Here is a 16,512-nt window from a genome sequence, read left to right on the forward strand (position 1 = left end):
ATGTCGTCAGATAACGTTATCGAAAACGACCCGGTGGCGAGCGGCGCCGGGTTGCGCAGCGAAGGCACGGCGTTTCACACGGAACGGGGTGCCGGGCATGAAACCGTCGAAGTCCGGCAGGGCGCCGCCGCGCCCGAGCCCGCGCTCAGTGGCACGGGCTTCACCTACCGCCACGACTGGGGCCCGCGCCGCGGCCAGTGGCGGCTGAGCCTGAACTGGACGGCCGTCGGGCCGCAATCCCATGTCTTCGTGTCGATCGGCGAAGGCGCCGCGGGCGGACCGGACGCCGGCAAGTTCGTCGGGTCGGCGCGCTACACGCTGCACAATGTGGCGCCGCGTCCCGGCGGCGTCGACATCTGGGTCGACATCGAATGGGGCTCGGACATTCCCCTCTATGTCGACTACCTGGTCGTCAATCCACCGGTCCTCGGCACGCGCACGGTGAGCGTCACGGTGCACCGCCACAATGCGGTAACGCTGACCGACGCCGATGCGGACCGCATCCTGGCCGACATGGGAACGGTGCTGCAAGGCGCGGACTCGGGCGGCGACATCGCCACCCGCGTGCAGTTCGTGCGCAATGGGGCGGTGCGCGTGCTGCCGGCGACCGTGCCCGGGACGATCCAGACCCAGGCCGACTGGAACACGCTGATGGGTGCCGGCACGGGCGTGAAGGTGGTGCAGGCCATCCGCTGGTGCGGCGGGCCGGGCGGCTCCATCATCGGCTGCGCGCCGGTCGGCAATCCCGTCACCAACCTGGCCGTGGTGCGCTTCACCGCCAACATGGAAGGCATATTATGGGTGCACGAATACGGCCACAACGCGGGCAACGGCCACCGCACGGATGACACGAGGGCAGTCATGTTCCCGAGCATTGGCGCCGACCATAATGTCGTGGATGCCACCGAATCGGGCCGCTACCTGGCCGGACCGCTGGCGGGCACCGGCGCGCTGATGGCCTCGGGCGGCTGCTCGTGCCAGGGTCAGGCGGTGCAGCGGCCGGCCGACGTGCGCGCGTTCGTATCGCAGCACTGGATCGAAGGCATCCCGTATGCGGTCGCGTCGCAGTACGGGGAAGAGGATGCGCGCCGGCTGCTGGAATGGCTGGTGAACGAGCCCGAGAAGCACGAGGAGTTCCTGCCCGAAATCGTCACCACGCTGTGCTACATCGGCAGCGAGATCGCCGTGCAGCCGCTGATCGACTTCGTCGAAAGCCGCCGCGCCGGCCAGTCCGTGTTCAATGCGAAGAATGCCGCGCTGATCCACCTGGGCGACCTGGCGAACGCGTCCGGCAGCAAGGCGGCCGTCGAGTTCCTTGCCGCCGTCGCAAGCGACATGGAAAAGGCCAGGGCGCTGGCCTCGCCGCAGGCTTCGATGGCGGCCGTGGAAGCCACCGTGGCCGGCGTGGCGGTGCCGACCGTCGAGGCGCTGGGCGCGGAACTGGCCGTGTCGGCCACGTTCGGGCTGGCGCTGGCCGGCCAGGCGGAAGCGGAAGGGCTGCTTGGCCGGCTCAGGAGCCACGACGCCGCCTTCGCGTCGGTGAACCTGGCGGCGGCGGAAGCGGTGGAACTGGCGAAGACCGTGCGGGCACGGGGGCAGAAGGAGTATTACCGGATGAAGGCCGAGCACGGCCAGACCCGGTGACGGGGTAGCGACCCGTCCGAGTGCCGACGGCATCCGCCGCCGGCACTCAGGCCGCCACGGCGGCGCGCTGCTCCGTACTGTTGCGCGACTGCTCCCGATACTGCTTCGGCGTCACGCCGATGCGCTTGCGGAACAGGCGGCTGAAGTAGGCCGGGTCCTGGAAACCCAGTTCATAGCCGATGCTGGCCACGGAGGCCGGCACGTAGGTGAGCTTGCGGCACGCTTCCAGCATCAGGCGGTCCTGCGCCATCTCGAAGGCCGACTTGCCGGCCAGCTTCGTGCACAGCCGGTTCAGCCGCACGGGCGTCACGCGCAGTTCCTCGGCATAGCGGCCCACCAGCCATTGCTCGCGGAAGTGCTCTTCCACGAGGGCGCGGAAGCGGCTGAACAGTTCGAACTCGACATGCCCGGACTGGTCGGCCATGCGCCGTTCCGTTTCCAGCCGCACCAGCAGCAGGAGCACGCTGCGCGCCAGCCACTCGACCATCAGCGCCTGTCCATAGCGCGGCCCGGCCGCTTCCTGCAGCAGCTGGTGCAGCAGGGCGCCCAGGCGTTCCTGGACCACCGGATTCTCGTGCAGCCGCAGCGCCTGCGGGCGCAGGAACAGCGGCGCGAACAGGTCCACCGACAGCACCACGTTCTGGTCCATCGTCAGCACATAGCCCTGCGCCTCCGTGGAGAAATCGAAGGCGTGCACCACGCTCGGGTGGATCGTGATCACGGTCGGCCCATCGCATTCCCACAGCATGTTCTCCACCTGGGCGCTGACGTGGCCGCCCATCAGGAACAGCACCTGGAACAGGCCCCGGTGCGTGTGCGGCCCGATATGCCAGTCGTGCAGGCGGCTGCGCGTCTCGATCAGCTCGATGTGCACGAATTCGGCGTTGTCGATCGGCGTATTCTCGCCGTACAGGGCGAACTGGGGGATCTCGTTGGGCAGGATCTTCATGGCGTCCGGGACAAAATGCATGTGCAAAATAGTACAAGTTTTTTCACGCTTCATCCATTTTTTTATCGCTATCGCAGCGTTAGGATCGCCATATCGTTCAACCGAGCGGAAAAAATTAATACCAGACGGAGACTTACCATGCGTACCCAGGCAGTCATCATCGGCGCCGGCCCCGCGGGCCTGCTGCTGTCCCACCTCCTGCACCTGCAGGGCATCGAATCGGTCGTGCTCGAGAGCCGCAGCCGCGAGGACATCGAATCCACGATCCGGGCAGGCGTGCTCGAACAGGGCACGATGGACATTCTCGACAATGCCGGCGTCGGTCAGCGGATGCACGAGATCGGCGCGCTGCACCACGGCATCGAACTGGCGTTCGGTGGCCGCCGCCACCGTATCGACCTGACCGAACTGACGGGCAAGGCCATCACGGTCTACCCGCAACACGAAGTCATCCGCGACCTGGTCGCCGCGCGCATGGCAGCCGAGGGCCAGATCCTGTTCGAGGTGTCGGAGGTGTCCATCGACGGCATCGACGGAGAGGCGCCTTCCGTCGCGTTCACGCACCGCGGCGAGCGCGGCCGCATCGATGCCGACTTCGTGATCGGCTGCGACGGCTTCCACGGCGTGTCGCGCAAGACGCTGCCCGAAGCCGCGCGCCAGGAATTCCAGCGCACCTATCCGTTCGGCTGGTTCGGCATCCTCGTCGAGTCGGCACCGTCGTCGGAAGAGCTGATCTACGCGCAGCACGAGCGCGGCTTCGCGCTGATCAGCACGCGCACGCCGACCGTGCAGCGGCTGTACTTCCAGTGCGATCCCGCCGACCACGTGGACAACTGGTCCGACGACCGCATCTGGGCCGAGCTGCACGCTCGCGTGGAAACGAACGACGGCTGGAAGGTCAACGAGGGGCGCATCTTCCAGAAGGGGATCATCGGCATGCGCAGCTTCGTGTGCACGACGATGCGCCACGGCCGCCTGTTCCTGGCCGGCGACGCTTCGCACATCGTACCGCCCACCGGCGCCAAGGGCATGAACCTGGCGGTGTCGGACGTGAAGTTCCTGGCCGAAGGGCTAGCCGCGTTCTACGGGAAGGGCAGCAGCGAGCTGCTGGACGGCTACGGCGAACGCGCACTCAAACGCATCTGGCGCGCCGAGTACTTCTCGTGGTGGATGACGCGCATGCTGCATACCTTCGCCGACGCCACGCCGTTCGAGCGGGAGATGCAGCGCGCGGAGCTGGAGAACGTGGTGGGATCGCGGGCGCTGGCGCAGGCGCTTGCGGAGAATTACGTCGGCGCGTTCTAATGCGTCCCGCGCGCGGCGGGCGTGCGCCCGTTGCGCGTGGTGCTCAGTGCGGATCCCGCTCGAACGCCCGGGTTCCGGGCGGCAGCTGCACCCACGGATGGCGGCGGCAGTCGTATACGGACAGTTGTGGCGGAGGAAAGCCCGGATCGGCAAAGGCGCCCACCGCCACGAAGACCTCGTCTTTCACATCGTCTTCGGTATGAAACACTGTCGTGCCACACACTGGGCAGAAATGGTAGACGAAGCCACAGCCGGCGTCGCCCGTGCGCGCATAGGCGGTGGAGTGGCCACTCACCATGTAGGGCAGGGGAAAGCCGGCCACCGGGGCGAACACACTGCCGGTACGCCGCTGGCAGGCCAGGCAGTGGCAAATGCCGACGCCGTTCGGCTCGGCCGCCACTTCGATCTGCAACTGGCCGCAGGTGCAGGATGCTGTTCTTGTCACCATGGTTCCTCCATCGTCGCGCAGAATGATCATTGCCAACCGCGATCTTCGCACGACGGGGAGAGATCGTCGGCGTCGCAGGCGCGCGGCACACTACGGCGCCTGATTTCCGCCATGCGGCTGGCTCGTGGCCTCGATTCCGGCCTTACCGGGCATTTCCGCCCTGCCTCGAGAAGATTTCGTCAAATCGATGAATCAATGAAATTCTGATCCAGGTGCGTTGCGGCTGAGCAGCAACTGCAATCGATACTATAGAAGAGTGACCGCGACATACGGATACGGCAAGCTGCGCTTGCGCTTTTCGCGACATTTCGAGCGAAAATTAAAAAAATGTCAACGCGATTGTTCCTGGCACGTTTGAAGCCCATAGCCGGCGGTTTTAGCACGCGGTCAAGTCACCGGGAGCTGAAATGAACCGACAGAATTCCGAAGTTGCCGCACTCGTCGATGCCGCCCTGATTCTTAAAGAGGTATTCGGATACTCGTACGCCGAGGCACTTTTGGAAGCCGGAACCGTACCTGCAGCCGTTATACAAAGAGTCCTTTTTGGCCGTCCTTCGCACCGACGGATAATGCGCTGGCGCGATAGCGCGGGCGCGCCGCAGGTCTTCTAGCCGAACTCGCAAAACGACATCCTGCCGGAGCAGCGCATCGTTATCGCGGCCACGATGGCCATGGCCGGGCGGCGTTTTTCCGCCTCGCTCCACACCTTCGAATTCTTCAGCGATGGCGCGGACACGACGCGCCTGGTCTTCACCCACCATGCGATGTATGGCGACGGCGCGGACGGTCCCGAACTGCGGCGGGCCGGCTGGCAGCAGTTGCTGGACCAGTTGCAAGCCACCCTGACGGTCGGGTAAGGAGCCCGCATGCAGGAAGTCACGGCAATGCGGGCGGACGCGGCGGACCAGGTGTTCGCCGCGCTGGGCGACGCCACCCGCCGCGCGATCGTCAGGCTGGTAACACAGGGGCCGCAAACGGTGAGTTCGCTGGCCGGGGCGCTGGGCGTGACGCTGACCGCCATCACCCAGCATCTGCACGTCCTGCAGGGCTGCGGACTGCTGAAGACGCGCAAGGTCGGCCGGGTGCGCATGTGCGAGCTCGATACCGCCGGGCTCGATGTCCTGGGCCGGTGGGTCGCCTTCAACCGCCAGGCATGGGAGCGGCGTTTCGATACCCTGGACGCCATGCTGCACGAGGATGCTGACGGGAAGTGAAGCGGCTTCGCGGGCCACATGGCCGAAGCGCCGGGCTCCGGTCCGAAGACCGTGGTCCCGGCGCGGGGCGTGTCACCGCCCATACGGACCGGTAACGCCCGGCGCCATCAGGTACCGAACCCGCGTGCCGATCCCGTAAAGCTTTTCTTCTTCGACGTCGCCACGCTCTCGCTGCGCAGCCGCCGGTACTCCGCCTCCGGCACCGGCACCGCATCCGGATCGCCCAGGTCTTCCATGCGGATCCGATACGTCTCGCGCGACGACATGCATGCCACCGCGGCGATGACGGTCACGGCGAACGTGATCGCGCCCACCTTCAGCGGAATGTCGTCGGCACCGGGCGGCGCCACGAACGCGAAGACGGCCGGCAGCAGCGCCGCCACCACGGTGCCCAGGTTCTGCGAGATCGCCATGGCCGACACGCGGGTGCGCGTCGGGAACAGCTCGGGGAAGAAGCTCGGGAACACCGCGTTGTAGCCCTGGTAGACCACGCCCCACATCAGCAGCGACATCGCGATCGCCAGCGGCACGTTGTGGATGCTGATCGCGTACAGGTAGGCGAAGGACAACAGGCCCGAGAGCAGGGCGCCGGCGATGATGGGCGGCTTGCGGCCGACGCGGTCGGCCAGGTTGCCGACCATCGGGATCACCAGCACGGCCAGGCAATTGCCCAGCACGGGAATCCACAGGTAGACATCCTTCGAGAAGCCGATGCCGTAGCCGGGCTGCACCGCGTAGGCGGCGCCGAAGATCGACGTCACCACCGGAATCACGTTCATGAAGGCCATGCACACCACGCGGAGCATGTCGCGCCAGCTTTGCTGCACCGCTTCGAGCATCGGCGCCTTGGCGCGCTTGCCTTCCTGCGTGAAGGCGGGCGTCTCGTGCACGTTGCGGCGGATCAGGTAGCCGGCCAGGATCACGCCCGCGCTCAGCAGGAAGGGAATGCGCCAGCCCCAGGAATTGAACTGCGCCTCGGGCATGAAGTGGGCCAGCGGCAGGAACACGGCGGCGGCCAGGATCTGGCCCGCCTGCACGCCCTGTAGCGTGAAGCTGGCGAAGAAGCCGCGGCGGCCGAACGGCGCGTGTTCGAGGATCATCGAGCTGGCGCCGGAAATCTCGCCGGCCACGGCGAAGCCCTGCACGAGGCGCAGCACGACGAGCATCAGCGGCGCCAGCACGCCCACCTGCTCATAGGTGGGCAACAGGCCGACCGCCATCGTGGAGACCCCCATCAGGAACATGCACATCAGCAGCACGTACTTGCGGCCGCGCGTGTCGCCCCAGTGGCCCAGCATCAGGGCGCCGATCGGGCGGGCGATGTAGCCCACGCCATAGGTGGCCAGCGAAGCGACGATCGCGGTCTTCGGGTCGGTGGACGGGAAGAAGATCTGCGGGAACACCAGCGTGGCCGCGGTGGCGTAGATGAAGAAATCGTAGTACTCCAGCACCGAGCCGATCCAGCCGCTCAGCGTGGCTTTTTTCGCCTGGTTCTTCATGGGCGCCCCCCGGATGCGGCGACCGTTTCCTGTTTCGACATGCTCATGACTCCTCCAAGTATAGTGCGTGCCCTGGGGCACCGATTTAAAACGTTCTCTTGATGGAACTGGAAAGTGGGATTCAGAACTTGTGCAGTATCCCGAGCTGCACACCCGTCAGCCGCCTGCCGTTGACATCGTCGCCGGCCAGGTTGGCCGAAGGCCCGGCCGAGCTGGAAAAGCGGAACCCGCCGTTGGCTTCGTTCTTCAGCCAGGCGCCGAACGCAAACAGCGACGTGCGCTTCGACAGGTCGTAGTAGCCGCCCACGCTGGCGCCGCGCGCGCCGGCGTTGCCACCGGAGGTATCGCGGATCCTGCCGTACAACGCGCCCACGCGCAGGCGCGTGTCGACGCGGTAGTCGGCGGACAGCTGCCAGATGTTGTAGTAGCGCTCCGCGTTGCGGTCGGTTCCGGCGAAGTAGTTGTTGGGGATCGACACGTTATTGAGGATGGCGGCGGCATTGTTGCCGTTGGCGCTGCCCGTCGAGTTATTGCTGCGCACAAACGCCGCGTACAGCGTGCCCCGGCCATACCGGTAGTTGGCATAGACGTTGTGGTAGCGCACTTTCTCGCGCACGGTGGCCGTGGCATCGTTCGGGCTGGCCTGCAGGCCCACGTAGCCGAAGCGGAATGGCGCGCGCGTAAAGTCCAGCGCCAGCTGCCAGATCGGGTGGTTGCCACGCGCGGCGCCGCCGTTTTCCGGCAGCGCGTAATGGACGGTCGCCTCGAAGCCGTCCACGCGCGGCGAACGGTACGACAGGTCGTTGTCGTAGCGCGAAGGGATGCCGAAGGAATTGATCACGGAGCCGAACGTGGTGCGATCGGTATAGTCGATGGCGCCGCCGATCATGAAGATTTCCGTATTCTGGCGGCCCGCGCGCAATTCCCCGGCTTTCGTGGCGAGGCCGACCCAGGCCTGCCGGTCGAACAGCCGGCTGCTGTCGGCGCCCGTGCCGGTGTCGGCGTTCACGCCCATCTCCAGCACGTACTTCAGTTGCAGGCCGTCGCCCAGGTCCTCGAGGCCGCGTACGCCCAGGCGGCTGCGCAGGATCGCGCCATCGTTCAAGCCGGTGATGCTGGCGCCGCTGCTGCTGCGCACATGGCCGATGTATTCGTCGAAGTTGCCATACAGCGTCACACCCTGCGCATGCGCCGCGCCGTGGGTGATGAACGGGCAAAGGGCGCCCAGGGCGAAAAGGATTTTCGCTTTCATCGAGTCTCCGTTGGTTGTTGTATTGTTTTCAGTTGGCGGCGGGCCGGGGCAGCGGCCCGTCGCGGCAGGCGAGCGGTACGCAGACGAGCGCCACCACGCCGAGTGCGGCGCTGATGCAGCCCATGGCCGCCACCAGCGTGGCCGACGCGCTGGCCGTGCTGGCCGTGGCCAGCTGGGCGCTGGTGAAGCCGGTGGCCGTCAGCACGAAGCCGGACACGGCCGCGGCACGCCCGGCCTGGGCCGGGAAGGGCGCCACGGCACCGGCCTGCCCGCAGGGATTGTGGAAGCCGTGGCCCAGCATGTAGACGCACTGCGGCACGGCCAGCGCCCACACCGTGTGCACGCCGCCATGCCACAGCAGCACCTGGCCGGCACCGCCCGCCAGCGACAGGCAGGCGCCCAGCCGCACCACACGCGGCATGCTCCAGCGCCGCAGCAGCCGGCCGCACAGCAGCGTGCCGAGCAGGAAGGCCAGCGAGCATAGGGCAGGCATCGCGCCGAAGGCCGCGCGCGACATGCCGAACTCGCCGATGAAGACAAAGGGCGACAGCACCAGGAAGCACAGCGCGCCGGAAAAGGACAGGCCGGCCAGCAGCGCGCAGGCCACGAACTGGGGATTGGCCAGGAAAGCCAGTACGCCCGCGCCGCTGCCGACCACCGGCTTGCGCCAGGTTTCCCGGTAGCCCGTGTAGACGGCCAGCCAGGCCAGCACGCCGAAGCCGGCCACCATGCCGAGGGTGGCGTGCCAGCCCAGGTACTGGGCGGCGAGCCCGCCGGCCAGCGGGCAGGCCACGCCGATCGCGCTCTGGCCCGCCAGGCTGCGAGCCATCACGCGCAGGCTTGCCGCGCCCGCGTTGCCGTCGCGGATGATGGCCCGGGCACCGACCACGGCTGCCGCCGTGGCCACTCCCTGCACGGCGCGGGCGGCCAGCAGCAGGGGCAGCGAGGGCGCCAGCGCGGCGGCCACGGCTGCAAGCACGTACAGCGCCAGGCCCCACAGCAGCACCCGCCGGCGGCCGTGATCGTCGACGAGCGGGCCGGCCGCCAGCTGCGCGATGCCGAACGCCAGGATGAAGACCGTCAGAGTGCCCTGCGCGTGGCCGGCCGCGGCGCCCAGGTCGGCGGCGATGTGCGGCAGGGCCGGAACATACAGGTCGGTGGCCACCGGTTGCGCCGCAAGCAGCAAGGTCAGCATGAGGGGCAGCGGCGCGCCGGGCATGGTCAGGCTTCCTTGCCGCCGGCCAGCGCCGCGATGGCCAGCGCATAGCCCTGCACGCCGAGCCCGGCGATCACGCCGATGGCGGCCGGCGCGATGAAGGAATGGTGCCGGAACGGTTCGCGCGCATGCACATTGGAGATGTGCAGCTCGATCACCCGCACCGAGGCGCCCTTGATGGCGTCGTGCAGCGCCACCGAGGTGTGGGTATAGGCGCCGGCATTGAACACCACGCCTGCCAGCAGCCCGGCGGCTTGCCGGGTGCCCGCCTCGTGCAGGGCGTCGATCAGCACGCCCTCGTGGTTCGACTGGCGGAAGTCGAGCGCGTGGCCGTGCCGCGCGCAGGCATCGCGGCACAGGCTTTCCACGTCGGCCAGTGTGTGCGCGCCGTAGATGCCGGGTTCGCGCTTGCCGAGCAGGTTCAGGTTCGGCCCGTTCAGGATCATGATGGTCTGCATGGCTGCTCCTTACGCCATCGCCGGGTGGAACGGCGTGGCGCGCAGCACGGGCAGGCTGCGCCGCAGCACCTGGTCGGTCACCCATTTCGCGCCGGCGTGCGCGCGTCGCGCCACATAGACTTGCGGCAGCTGCACGTAGTCGTCGTTGAACACCTCGAAGCTGAAGTCGCCCCGGTAGCCGGCGCGGTCGAGGCGGCGCAGCATGTCGGACAGCTCCTTCGAGTGCGCGCCCTCGCCGGGGAACACGCGCAGGTGGCGCGCCGTTTCCAGCCTTTCCTCGGCATTGCGCAGCTCGCGCCACATGTAGTCGGACAGCTGCACCAGCGCAATCTTCTCGCTGGGGATTTCCTCCAGCCCATCGAGGTCGGCACCGTTGGCCAGCATGTGGTACGAGTCGAGGATGACACCCAGGTTGGCGTGGTCGGCCAGCGCCACCGCTTCCCACGACTGCGTGTAGCCGTTGACGTGGCGGCCCCACGACAGCGCTTCGTAGCCGATGCGCACGCCCAGCGGCACGGCCAGCGTGGCCAGCTTGGCCAGGTCGCGGGCGATGTGCGCCATGTCGCCGCTGGCGTGCTTCGACGTGCTGGAGCACACCATCAAGAGCGGTGCGCCCACCGCGCGCGCCACCAGCAGCATCTGCCTGGCGATATCGAGCTTGTATTCGTGCAGGTCGTCGGACAGGCCCTCGTAGTCACGCATCACCTGGATGCCGGTGACGGCCAGGCCGCTGCCCTTCACCAGCGCGACGGCCGCTTCGAGGCCGCCGGGATAGCCGGTGAGGTCGCAGGCCCACAGCATGATCTGTGTAAAGCCGCCGGCGCGCGACGCGGCCAGTTTCGATTCGAGCGAGCCGCCCAGCGTGATCGTGTCCATGCCGAAGTTGGCGAGATTCATAATGCCTCCAGTGCGCGGAAGGAGTCCGCCGAGATGCCGTGCCAGCCGAACAGTTCCAGGTACAGCGGCGATTGTTCGATCATCATTTCCTTGCCTTTCTGGATGCGGCAGCCCAGTTCCTGCGCCGTGTGCAGCAGCCGGGTCATCTCGATCTTCATGCCGCAATCGGCCACGATGGCGCCCGGCGCGATACCGGCGAGGTCGACGGGCAGCGGATCGTCCACGTGCATGCCGAGCGGCGTGCAGTTGACGACGAGATCGTGCCCTGCCGCGTGGGGCGTGCCGACCGCCACCCGCACGGCGGGGAAGGCGGCCTGGAGGCGTTCGCGCAGCGCCTCGGCCTGTTCCGGCCGCGTATCGCAGATGGCCAGCCGGGCGATGCCGCGCGCGGCCAGCGCCTCGGCCACGGCGCAGCCGACGCCGCCGCTGCCGACCACCAGTGCGCTGGCGCTGCGCCACGGGAACGGTGTGCCGGCACAGGTGCGGTCGAAGGCGCGGATGAAGCCTTCGCCATCGATCAGGTCGCCCAGGATGCGGCCGTCGGCACCCCTGTAGATCGCATTGCAGGCGCCGGCCAGGCGGGCGCGGGGGCTGGCCTCGTCGACCGCCGCCACGCTCATCGGCTTGTGCGGGATCGACACGAAGATGCCGCCCACGTTCTCCATCGCCATCAGGGTGCGCACCGCGTACGTGTAGTGCGCGGGCGGCACCTTCAGGGGGATCACGCGCGCATCGATGCCGTGCTGGCGGAAGAAGGCGTTGAACAGCGTGGGCGCCTTCACCTGCTCGACCGGCCAGCCGATCACGGGAAAGATGCGGGTGGTGCCGGAAATCTCGGTCATGCTTGTTTCTCCAGTTCGCTGGCGACGAGCTCGAAGCTCACGCCGCCCTTGTAAAGTTGGGTGAGGGCGCCGCGCTGCGCCGGTTCGCGGTCCTGGAACACGATGCCGCGCTCCTTCAGGGCCAGCACGGCCGCGGCCACGTCGGGCGTGCCCAGGCCCACGCGGATCAGCTGTTCTTCCCATTGCAGCCCGCCAGCGCCTTCCGGCGGTTCGACCAGTTGCAGGTAGAAGCGGCGGCACGGGCTCTCCAGCAGCGTGCCTTTCGGTACGACGCCGAACCAGCGCCCTTCCGGCAGCGGCTGGAAACCTAGCATCTGGCGGTAGAAGTCGGTCCATTCCGGCGCCCGGCCGGCACCGATCGCCTGCACGACGCCGAAGAAATGCAGGCCGGCGATGGCCGGTGGCTGCTGCGGGGCGCCGGGAATCGGCTTGAAGTCCACGTCGTAGATCGAAAAGTCGCCCACGCGGTCGACGAAATAGAGGATCGAATCGCCGGCGCAGTGCACGCCGGGGATGTTCAGTTCCATCACGCCCGCGCGGGTCGGGATGGGCCACGCGCCCATGGCGACGGCGCGGCGGTAGGCCACGTCGGCATCGCGCACGCGCAGCGCGATGGCGCCGATGACGGTGGCTTGCGGCTCCGTGTCGGAAAGGGGCAGGGTGCGCGGATCGGCGTTGACGATGACGTTCATGCCGCCCTGGCGGTACAGCGTCACCTCGCGCGAGCGATGGCGTGCCACCGCGGCGAAGCCGAGTGATTCCAGCAGCGCGCCCAGTGCCTGGGGCTGCGTGGTCGCGTATTCGATGAATTCGATGCCGTCGATGCCGAGCGCCTCGGCCTGCTCTGGTGTCCCGTTCATGTGTTCCCCGGTGTGAATCAGTGCACTGAGTATAGGAAGGCGCCATGCGCAAAAAAACACCGTGAAACCAGCGGAAATGCGATAATCGCTCAGGTTGCGCGATTAGCGCACAAAATCACGATTTTCTGCGCATGAAAAAGCCGCCGCTTACCGATATCACCGTCGCGCCGCGCGACATCATCGAAGGCCTCGTGACAGGCCTCGCCGTGATCACGGCTTTCAACGACGAGACAGCGCGCCTGACGCCCAGCCTTCTGGCCGAACGCATCGGCATCAGCCGCAGCGCCGCGCGCCGCTACCTGCTCACGCTTGTGCACACAGGCATGGCGGCCAGCGACGGGCGGCAGTTCTGGCTCACGCCGAAGGTGCTCACGCTGGGCCATTCCTACCTGGACTCGGCGCGCATGCCGCGCGCCATCGTGCCCTACCTGCAGCACCTGACGGCACAGTTGCAGGAGTCGACCAACTATTCGGTGCTCGACGGCGACGACGTGGTATACGTCAGCCGCGTGAATGCGCCGCGCCACCTCACGCCGGGCTTCGAGCCGGGCACGCGGCTGCCGGCCTACACCTCCACGGCGGGGCGCGTGCTGCTGGCCGGGCTGCCGGAAGAGGAGCTGGATAACTACCTGGCCCACGTTGAGCTGGTGCCGTACACGCACATGACGGTGCAGGACAAGGACGAGCTGCGGCGCGAATTGCGCGCGATCCGCGAGCAGGGTTTCGGCGTCACCGAGAACCAGTACGAGATCGGCATGCGCGGCATTTCCGTGCCGCTGAAGAACCGGCACGGCACGGTGATCGGCGCGCTGTCGGTATCGATGATGATTGCCAGCGCCTCGAAGGCCGAGGCAGCGGCGCGCTGCGTGCCGGCGCTCCAGGCCAGCGCGAACACACTCATGCTGTGGGTGTAGCGCGCCACGCGGGCCGGCGGCGCGCTACACTGCGCGCATATCCACTCGTCCCGAAGGCCTCATGCGACAGCTGCTCATCATCCTCGGCGTCCTGCTGCTGGCTGCCGGGCTTGCCTGGCCATGGCTGAGCAAGCTGCCGTTCGGCCGGCTGCCCGGCGACGTGAACGTCGTGCGCGAAGGGTTCAGCTTCCACTTCCCGATCGTCACCTGCCTGGTCGTATCGATCGTGGTGTCGCTGCTGATCTGGTGGTTCCGCCGCTGACGGCGCGGTCACGTAAAAACTGGAAATATTTTCAATTTGCTTGGGGCAGTTCCGACTGCCGGACGGCGTGTTCTCCTACGCGCGATGCCGAGTGACGGTGCCAGAATGTCAATTCGCCGTATGCACCCACAAGCAAAAGGAGATATGTGATGAAGACGAAACTCGCAGTAGTCCTCGCAGCACTGTTCGTTAGCGCAGGTGTGGCAGCACAATCCGGCAGCTCGTCGGGCACCTCGGCCGGCTCCGGTTCCGGCAGTTCGGCCACCGGCGCGCAAGGCACGGGCGGCAGCCAGGACACGAAGAAACAGAAATCGAAGAAAACCCAGCAGCAGAGCACCGGCAGCCAGGACCGCTCGTCATCCGGCACCGGCACCTCGGCGGGATCGAGCTCGACCGAAATGGGCACGGGCAGTGGCTCGGCCACGAGCGGCACGAGTGGGGCCGGCAGCACCGGCAGCACCGATTCATGGCGCGGCGCGAGCGGCACCAGCGGCATGAACAGCACGCCGCCGTCCTCGACCTCGGGCACCTCGGGTTCCAGCGGCTCGGGCACCTCGGGCTCCGGCTCGTCGACGTCCGGCGGCAGCTCGGGTACCTCGGGCTCGTCCGGCACCTCGGGCTCATCCGGCACCTCGGGCTCGTCCGGCACTTCGGGCTCATCCGGCACCTCGGGCAGCAGCCTCGACAGCTCGGGCATGAGCGGCTCCGGCACGTCCGGCAGCAGCGCCACCGGCACGTCGGGCTCGGGCATGACCGGCACCACCGGCACCTCGGGCACGGGCACCACGCGCTCGGGCGCCGGCTCGACCGGCACCGGCACCACCGGCACCACGGGTGCGGGCACCACGGGCACGACCACGCCGCCGCTGCCGACCCGCTGATCCACTGCGAGCCGCCGGCAAGGCGGCTTTTTTACGTTCCCGCCTCATGCTCCGCGTGCGGCGGGCGTTGGCACGATCACAGGCCGCCGCTCCCGGCGCGCCGCAACCAACAATAACAGGAGAAACCATGCTGGCAATGAACTACCGCGGGCCGTTCCGCGTCCGCGCCGACCACAAGCCCGACCCCGTCATCGAGCACCCCGGCGACGCCATCGTGCGCGTCACCCGGTCCTGCATCTGCGGGTCCGACCTGCACCTGTACCACGGCCTCGTGCCCGATACCCGCGTGGGCACCACGTTCGGCCACGAATTCGTCGGCATCGTCGAGGAGGTGGGTTCGCAGGTGAAGAACCTGAAGGTCGGCGACCATGTGCTGGTGCCGTTCAATGTGTTCTGCGGTTCCTGCTTCTTCTGCCAGAAGGAGCTCTACGGTAATTGCCACAACACGAATCCCCAGGCCTCGGCCGTGGGGGGCATCTACGGCTATTCGCACACGGCGGGTGGCTACGACGGCGGCCAGGCCGAGTTCGTGCGCGTGCCGATGGCCGACGTGGGCCCGACCGTCATCCCGCCGGACATGGACGAGGACGACGCCGTACTGCTGACCGACGCGCTGCCGACCGGCTACCAGGCCGCCGAGATGGGCGACATCTCCGAGGGCGACACCGTGGTGGTGTTCGGCGCGGGCCCGGTGGGCATCTTCGCCGCCAAGTCGGCCTGGCTGTTCGGCGCCGGCCGCGTGATCGTGGTCGACCATGTGGAATACCGCCTCGACTTCGTGCGCCGCTATGCGCAGTGCGAGGTCGTCAACTTCCGCGAAGTGGACGACATGGCCCTGCACATCAAGAAGATGACCGACTGGCTGGGGGCGGACGTGTGCATCGACGCGGTGGGTTGCGAGGCCGCCGGCAGCGCGGCGCAGACGCTGACCGGCGTGTACACGATGATGCAGGCCGGCTCGGCCACCGCGCTGCACTGGTGCATCAACTCGGTGCGCAAGGGCGGCAATGTGTCGATCGTGGGTGTGTACGGCCCCACGTTCAACGCGGTCCCGATCGGCAATGCGCTGAACAAGGGCCTTACCCTGCGCATGAACCAGGCGAGCGTGAAGCGGCACCTGCCGCGGCTGATCGAGCATATCCAGGCCGGGCGCATCGATCCGAAGCAGATCATCACGCACCGCGTGCCGCTGGAAGAGGTGTCCGACGCCTACCACATCTTCTCGTCGAAGCTGGACAACTGCATCAAGACCGTGCTGATCCCGCCTTCGGCCAACCAGGTGCGCGCGATTGCCGCCACCGCGAACCATTGAGGAGCGAGCCATGGCCCACGAACACAAGCATGAACACGATCACAGCGGCGACCTCGCCGTGTTCCAGCACGGCCGCCCCCCGGTGGACCGCTCGGCGATCCAGGGCTGGGGCGCCGACCTGGACCGCAAGAACCGCCCCGGCGTGCCGATGGAGCGCACCCCGCCGCGCATCGACGCGCCGCTGACCCAACCCGAGCAGCAGCCGGAACACGTGGAAGTGCTGCTCTCGCCCGAGCGGCCGCACATGACGCCGCTGTTCGGCAGCCCGAACCCGCCGCGCGGCGTGTCCGGCATGGTGCGCCGCGCCGCCTTCAAGGAAACCGAGAACGACATCCGCCACTGGCTGATGCTGATGCTGGCCGACCGCATCGACGTCGTCGAGGGCCTGGTCGAGGACCTGGCACGCGGCCACGTGCCCAATATCCTGGGCGAGATGGGCATCAAGGCCGAGTGGCAGCACAACAAGCAGGGCCTGGCGCAAAAGGTGGCGATCGGCGCCGCCGTCGCCGGCATCGCCTATTACCTGTATCAACGACGCAAAGACCGTTATTGAGGAGGG

The 16,512-nt window shown here is 67.5% G+C and carries 18 protein-coding genes; 9 read left to right on the top strand and 9 right to left on the bottom strand.

Annotated elements, in window-relative coordinates:
- A complete protein-coding gene (locus tag V6Z91_RS20655; protein ID WP_338760503.1) occupies positions 1 to 1,644 on the top strand; it encodes a hypothetical protein in 1,644 nt (547 codons plus the stop codon).
- A 46-nt stretch (positions 1,645 to 1,690) separates the two neighbouring features.
- Here V6Z91_RS20655 and V6Z91_RS20660 read toward each other — a convergent pair whose 3' ends face one another.
- Positions 1,691 to 2,593: a helix-turn-helix domain-containing protein gene (locus V6Z91_RS20660; protein ID WP_338760506.1), complete on the bottom strand. Its 903-nt coding sequence runs from the start codon at positions 2,591 to 2,593 to the stop codon at positions 1,691 to 1,693.
- Between the two features lie 138 nt (positions 2,594 to 2,731).
- Between V6Z91_RS20660 and V6Z91_RS20665 the strand changes: the two genes are divergently transcribed.
- Entirely contained in the window at positions 2,732 to 3,898 is a 1,167-nt protein-coding gene (locus tag V6Z91_RS20665) for a 4-hydroxybenzoate 3-monooxygenase (protein ID WP_338760509.1), read from the top strand.
- A 43-nt stretch (positions 3,899 to 3,941) separates the two neighbouring features.
- Here the strand turns inward: V6Z91_RS20665 and V6Z91_RS20670 are convergent, their stop codons facing one another.
- Positions 3,942 to 4,376 carry a GFA family protein gene (locus V6Z91_RS20670; protein ID WP_338760512.1) on the bottom strand — a complete coding sequence of 145 codons (435 nt, stop codon included), beginning with the start codon at positions 4,374 to 4,376 and terminating at the stop codon, positions 3,942 to 3,944.
- Positions 4,377 to 5,017: 641 nt separating this feature from the next.
- On the opposite strand from V6Z91_RS20670, the gene V6Z91_RS20675 reads away from it, so the two are divergent.
- Both V6Z91_RS20675 and V6Z91_RS20680 read left to right on the top strand, forming a co-directional pair.
- Positions 5,018 to 5,203 carry an SRPBCC domain-containing protein gene (locus V6Z91_RS20675; protein ID WP_338760515.1) on the top strand — a complete coding sequence of 62 codons (186 nt, stop codon included), beginning with the start codon at positions 5,018 to 5,020 and terminating at the stop codon, positions 5,201 to 5,203.
- A 9-nt stretch (positions 5,204 to 5,212) separates the two neighbouring features.
- The gene (locus tag V6Z91_RS20680; RefSeq protein ID WP_338760518.1) at positions 5,213 to 5,560 is read left to right on the top strand and encodes a metalloregulator ArsR/SmtB family transcription factor; all 348 of its coding nucleotides are present in this window, start codon (positions 5,213 to 5,215) and stop codon (positions 5,558 to 5,560) included.
- A 107-nt stretch (positions 5,561 to 5,667) separates the two neighbouring features.
- Here V6Z91_RS20680 and V6Z91_RS20685 read toward each other — a convergent pair whose 3' ends face one another.
- The 7 genes from V6Z91_RS20685 to V6Z91_RS20715 all read right to left on the bottom strand — a co-directional run bounded on the left by V6Z91_RS20685 (position 5,668) and on the right by V6Z91_RS20715 (position 12,584).
- Positions 5,668 to 7,059, bottom strand: coding sequence for an MFS transporter (locus tag V6Z91_RS20685; RefSeq protein WP_338760520.1), 1,392 nt, complete (start codon positions 7,057 to 7,059; stop codon positions 5,668 to 5,670).
- Between the two features lie 121 nt (positions 7,060 to 7,180).
- On the bottom strand, positions 7,181 to 8,311 hold the full coding sequence (locus tag V6Z91_RS20690; RefSeq protein WP_338760523.1) for a porin: 1,131 nt from the start codon (positions 8,309 to 8,311) through the stop codon (positions 7,181 to 7,183).
- A 28-nt stretch (positions 8,312 to 8,339) separates the two neighbouring features.
- On the bottom strand, positions 8,340 to 9,530 hold the full coding sequence (locus V6Z91_RS20695; RefSeq protein ID WP_338760525.1) for an MFS transporter: 1,191 nt from the start codon (positions 9,528 to 9,530) through the stop codon (positions 8,340 to 8,342).
- Positions 9,531 to 9,532: 2 nt separating this feature from the next.
- The gene (gene aroQ, locus V6Z91_RS20700; RefSeq protein ID WP_338760528.1) at positions 9,533 to 9,985 is read right to left on the bottom strand and encodes a type II 3-dehydroquinate dehydratase; all 453 of its coding nucleotides are present in this window, start codon (positions 9,983 to 9,985) and stop codon (positions 9,533 to 9,535) included.
- Between the two features lie 9 nt (positions 9,986 to 9,994).
- Positions 9,995 to 10,882 carry a sugar phosphate isomerase/epimerase gene (locus V6Z91_RS20705; protein WP_338760531.1) on the bottom strand — a complete coding sequence of 296 codons (888 nt, stop codon included), beginning with the start codon at positions 10,880 to 10,882 and terminating at the stop codon, positions 9,995 to 9,997.
- A complete protein-coding gene (locus V6Z91_RS20710; protein ID WP_338760534.1) occupies positions 10,879 to 11,724 on the bottom strand; it encodes a shikimate dehydrogenase in 846 nt (281 codons plus the stop codon). The genes V6Z91_RS20705 and V6Z91_RS20710 overlap by 4 nt, the downstream gene beginning before the upstream one ends.
- Entirely contained in the window at positions 11,721 to 12,584 is an 864-nt protein-coding gene (locus V6Z91_RS20715) for a 4-hydroxyphenylpyruvate dioxygenase (protein ID WP_338760537.1), read from the bottom strand. Before V6Z91_RS20715 ends, V6Z91_RS20710 begins: the two co-directional genes overlap by 4 nt.
- Positions 12,585 to 12,715: 131 nt before the next feature.
- On the opposite strand from V6Z91_RS20715, the gene V6Z91_RS20720 reads away from it, so the two are divergent.
- From V6Z91_RS20720 to V6Z91_RS20740, 5 genes are all read left to right on the top strand, one after another.
- Positions 12,716 to 13,498 carry an IclR family transcriptional regulator C-terminal domain-containing protein gene (locus V6Z91_RS20720; protein WP_338760540.1) on the top strand — a complete coding sequence of 261 codons (783 nt, stop codon included), beginning with the start codon at positions 12,716 to 12,718 and terminating at the stop codon, positions 13,496 to 13,498.
- A 61-nt stretch (positions 13,499 to 13,559) separates the two neighbouring features.
- Complete coding sequence (locus V6Z91_RS20725; protein ID WP_338760542.1) at positions 13,560 to 13,760, top strand: DUF2905 domain-containing protein; 201 nt, start codon at positions 13,560 to 13,562, stop codon at positions 13,758 to 13,760.
- A gap of 149 nt (positions 13,761 to 13,909) precedes the next feature.
- Entirely contained in the window at positions 13,910 to 14,641 is a 732-nt protein-coding gene (locus tag V6Z91_RS20730; RefSeq protein ID WP_338760545.1) for a hypothetical protein, read from the top strand.
- A 127-nt stretch (positions 14,642 to 14,768) separates the two neighbouring features.
- Positions 14,769 to 15,953, top strand: a complete 1,185-nt coding sequence (locus V6Z91_RS20735; RefSeq protein ID WP_338760548.1) for a zinc-dependent alcohol dehydrogenase — start codon at positions 14,769 to 14,771, stop codon at positions 15,951 to 15,953.
- A 10-nt stretch (positions 15,954 to 15,963) separates the two neighbouring features.
- On the top strand, positions 15,964 to 16,506 hold the full coding sequence (locus tag V6Z91_RS20740) for a hypothetical protein (RefSeq protein WP_338760551.1): 543 nt from the start codon (positions 15,964 to 15,966) through the stop codon (positions 16,504 to 16,506).
- Positions 16,507 to 16,512 lie beyond the last annotated feature (6 nt).

Origin of the sequence: Massilia sp. METH4 (assembly GCF_037094685.1) — a bacterium.
Classification (GTDB): domain Bacteria; phylum Pseudomonadota; class Gammaproteobacteria; order Burkholderiales; family Burkholderiaceae_D; genus Rugamonas.

Excerpts from the sequence above, each read along its gene's own strand:
- V6Z91_RS20655 (WP_338760503.1), top strand. The coding sequence starts at position 1 with ATGTCGTCAGATAACGTTATCGAAAACGACCCGGTGGCGAGCGGCGCC.
- V6Z91_RS20660 (WP_338760506.1), bottom strand. The coding sequence starts at position 2,593 with ATGAAGATCCTGCCCAACGAGATCCCCCAGTTCGCCCTGTACGGCGAG.
- V6Z91_RS20665 (WP_338760509.1), top strand. The coding sequence starts at position 2,732 with ATGCGTACCCAGGCAGTCATCATCGGCGCCGGCCCCGCGGGCCTGCTG.
- V6Z91_RS20670 (WP_338760512.1), bottom strand. The coding sequence starts at position 4,376 with ATGATCATTCTGCGCGACGATGGAGGAACCATGGTGACAAGAACAGCA.
- V6Z91_RS20675 (WP_338760515.1), top strand. The coding sequence starts at position 5,018 with ATGGCCGGGCGGCGTTTTTCCGCCTCGCTCCACACCTTCGAATTCTTC.
- V6Z91_RS20680 (WP_338760518.1), top strand. The coding sequence starts at position 5,213 with ATGCAGGAAGTCACGGCAATGCGGGCGGACGCGGCGGACCAGGTGTTC.
- V6Z91_RS20685 (WP_338760520.1), bottom strand. The coding sequence starts at position 7,059 with ATGAAGAACCAGGCGAAAAAAGCCACGCTGAGCGGCTGGATCGGCTCG.
- V6Z91_RS20690 (WP_338760523.1), bottom strand. The coding sequence starts at position 8,311 with ATGAAAGCGAAAATCCTTTTCGCCCTGGGCGCCCTTTGCCCGTTCATC.
- V6Z91_RS20695 (WP_338760525.1), bottom strand. The coding sequence starts at position 9,530 with ATGCCCGGCGCGCCGCTGCCCCTCATGCTGACCTTGCTGCTTGCGGCG.
- aroQ (WP_338760528.1), bottom strand. The coding sequence starts at position 9,985 with ATGCAGACCATCATGATCCTGAACGGGCCGAACCTGAACCTGCTCGGC.
- V6Z91_RS20705 (WP_338760531.1), bottom strand. The coding sequence starts at position 10,882 with ATGAATCTCGCCAACTTCGGCATGGACACGATCACGCTGGGCGGCTCG.
- V6Z91_RS20710 (WP_338760534.1), bottom strand. The coding sequence starts at position 11,724 with ATGACCGAGATTTCCGGCACCACCCGCATCTTTCCCGTGATCGGCTGG.
- V6Z91_RS20715 (WP_338760537.1), bottom strand. The coding sequence starts at position 12,584 with ATGAACGGGACACCAGAGCAGGCCGAGGCGCTCGGCATCGACGGCATC.
- V6Z91_RS20720 (WP_338760540.1), top strand. The coding sequence starts at position 12,716 with ATGAAAAAGCCGCCGCTTACCGATATCACCGTCGCGCCGCGCGACATC.
- V6Z91_RS20725 (WP_338760542.1), top strand. The coding sequence starts at position 13,560 with ATGCGACAGCTGCTCATCATCCTCGGCGTCCTGCTGCTGGCTGCCGGG.
- V6Z91_RS20730 (WP_338760545.1), top strand. The coding sequence starts at position 13,910 with ATGAAGACGAAACTCGCAGTAGTCCTCGCAGCACTGTTCGTTAGCGCA.
- V6Z91_RS20735 (WP_338760548.1), top strand. The coding sequence starts at position 14,769 with ATGCTGGCAATGAACTACCGCGGGCCGTTCCGCGTCCGCGCCGACCAC.
- V6Z91_RS20740 (WP_338760551.1), top strand. The coding sequence starts at position 15,964 with ATGGCCCACGAACACAAGCATGAACACGATCACAGCGGCGACCTCGCC.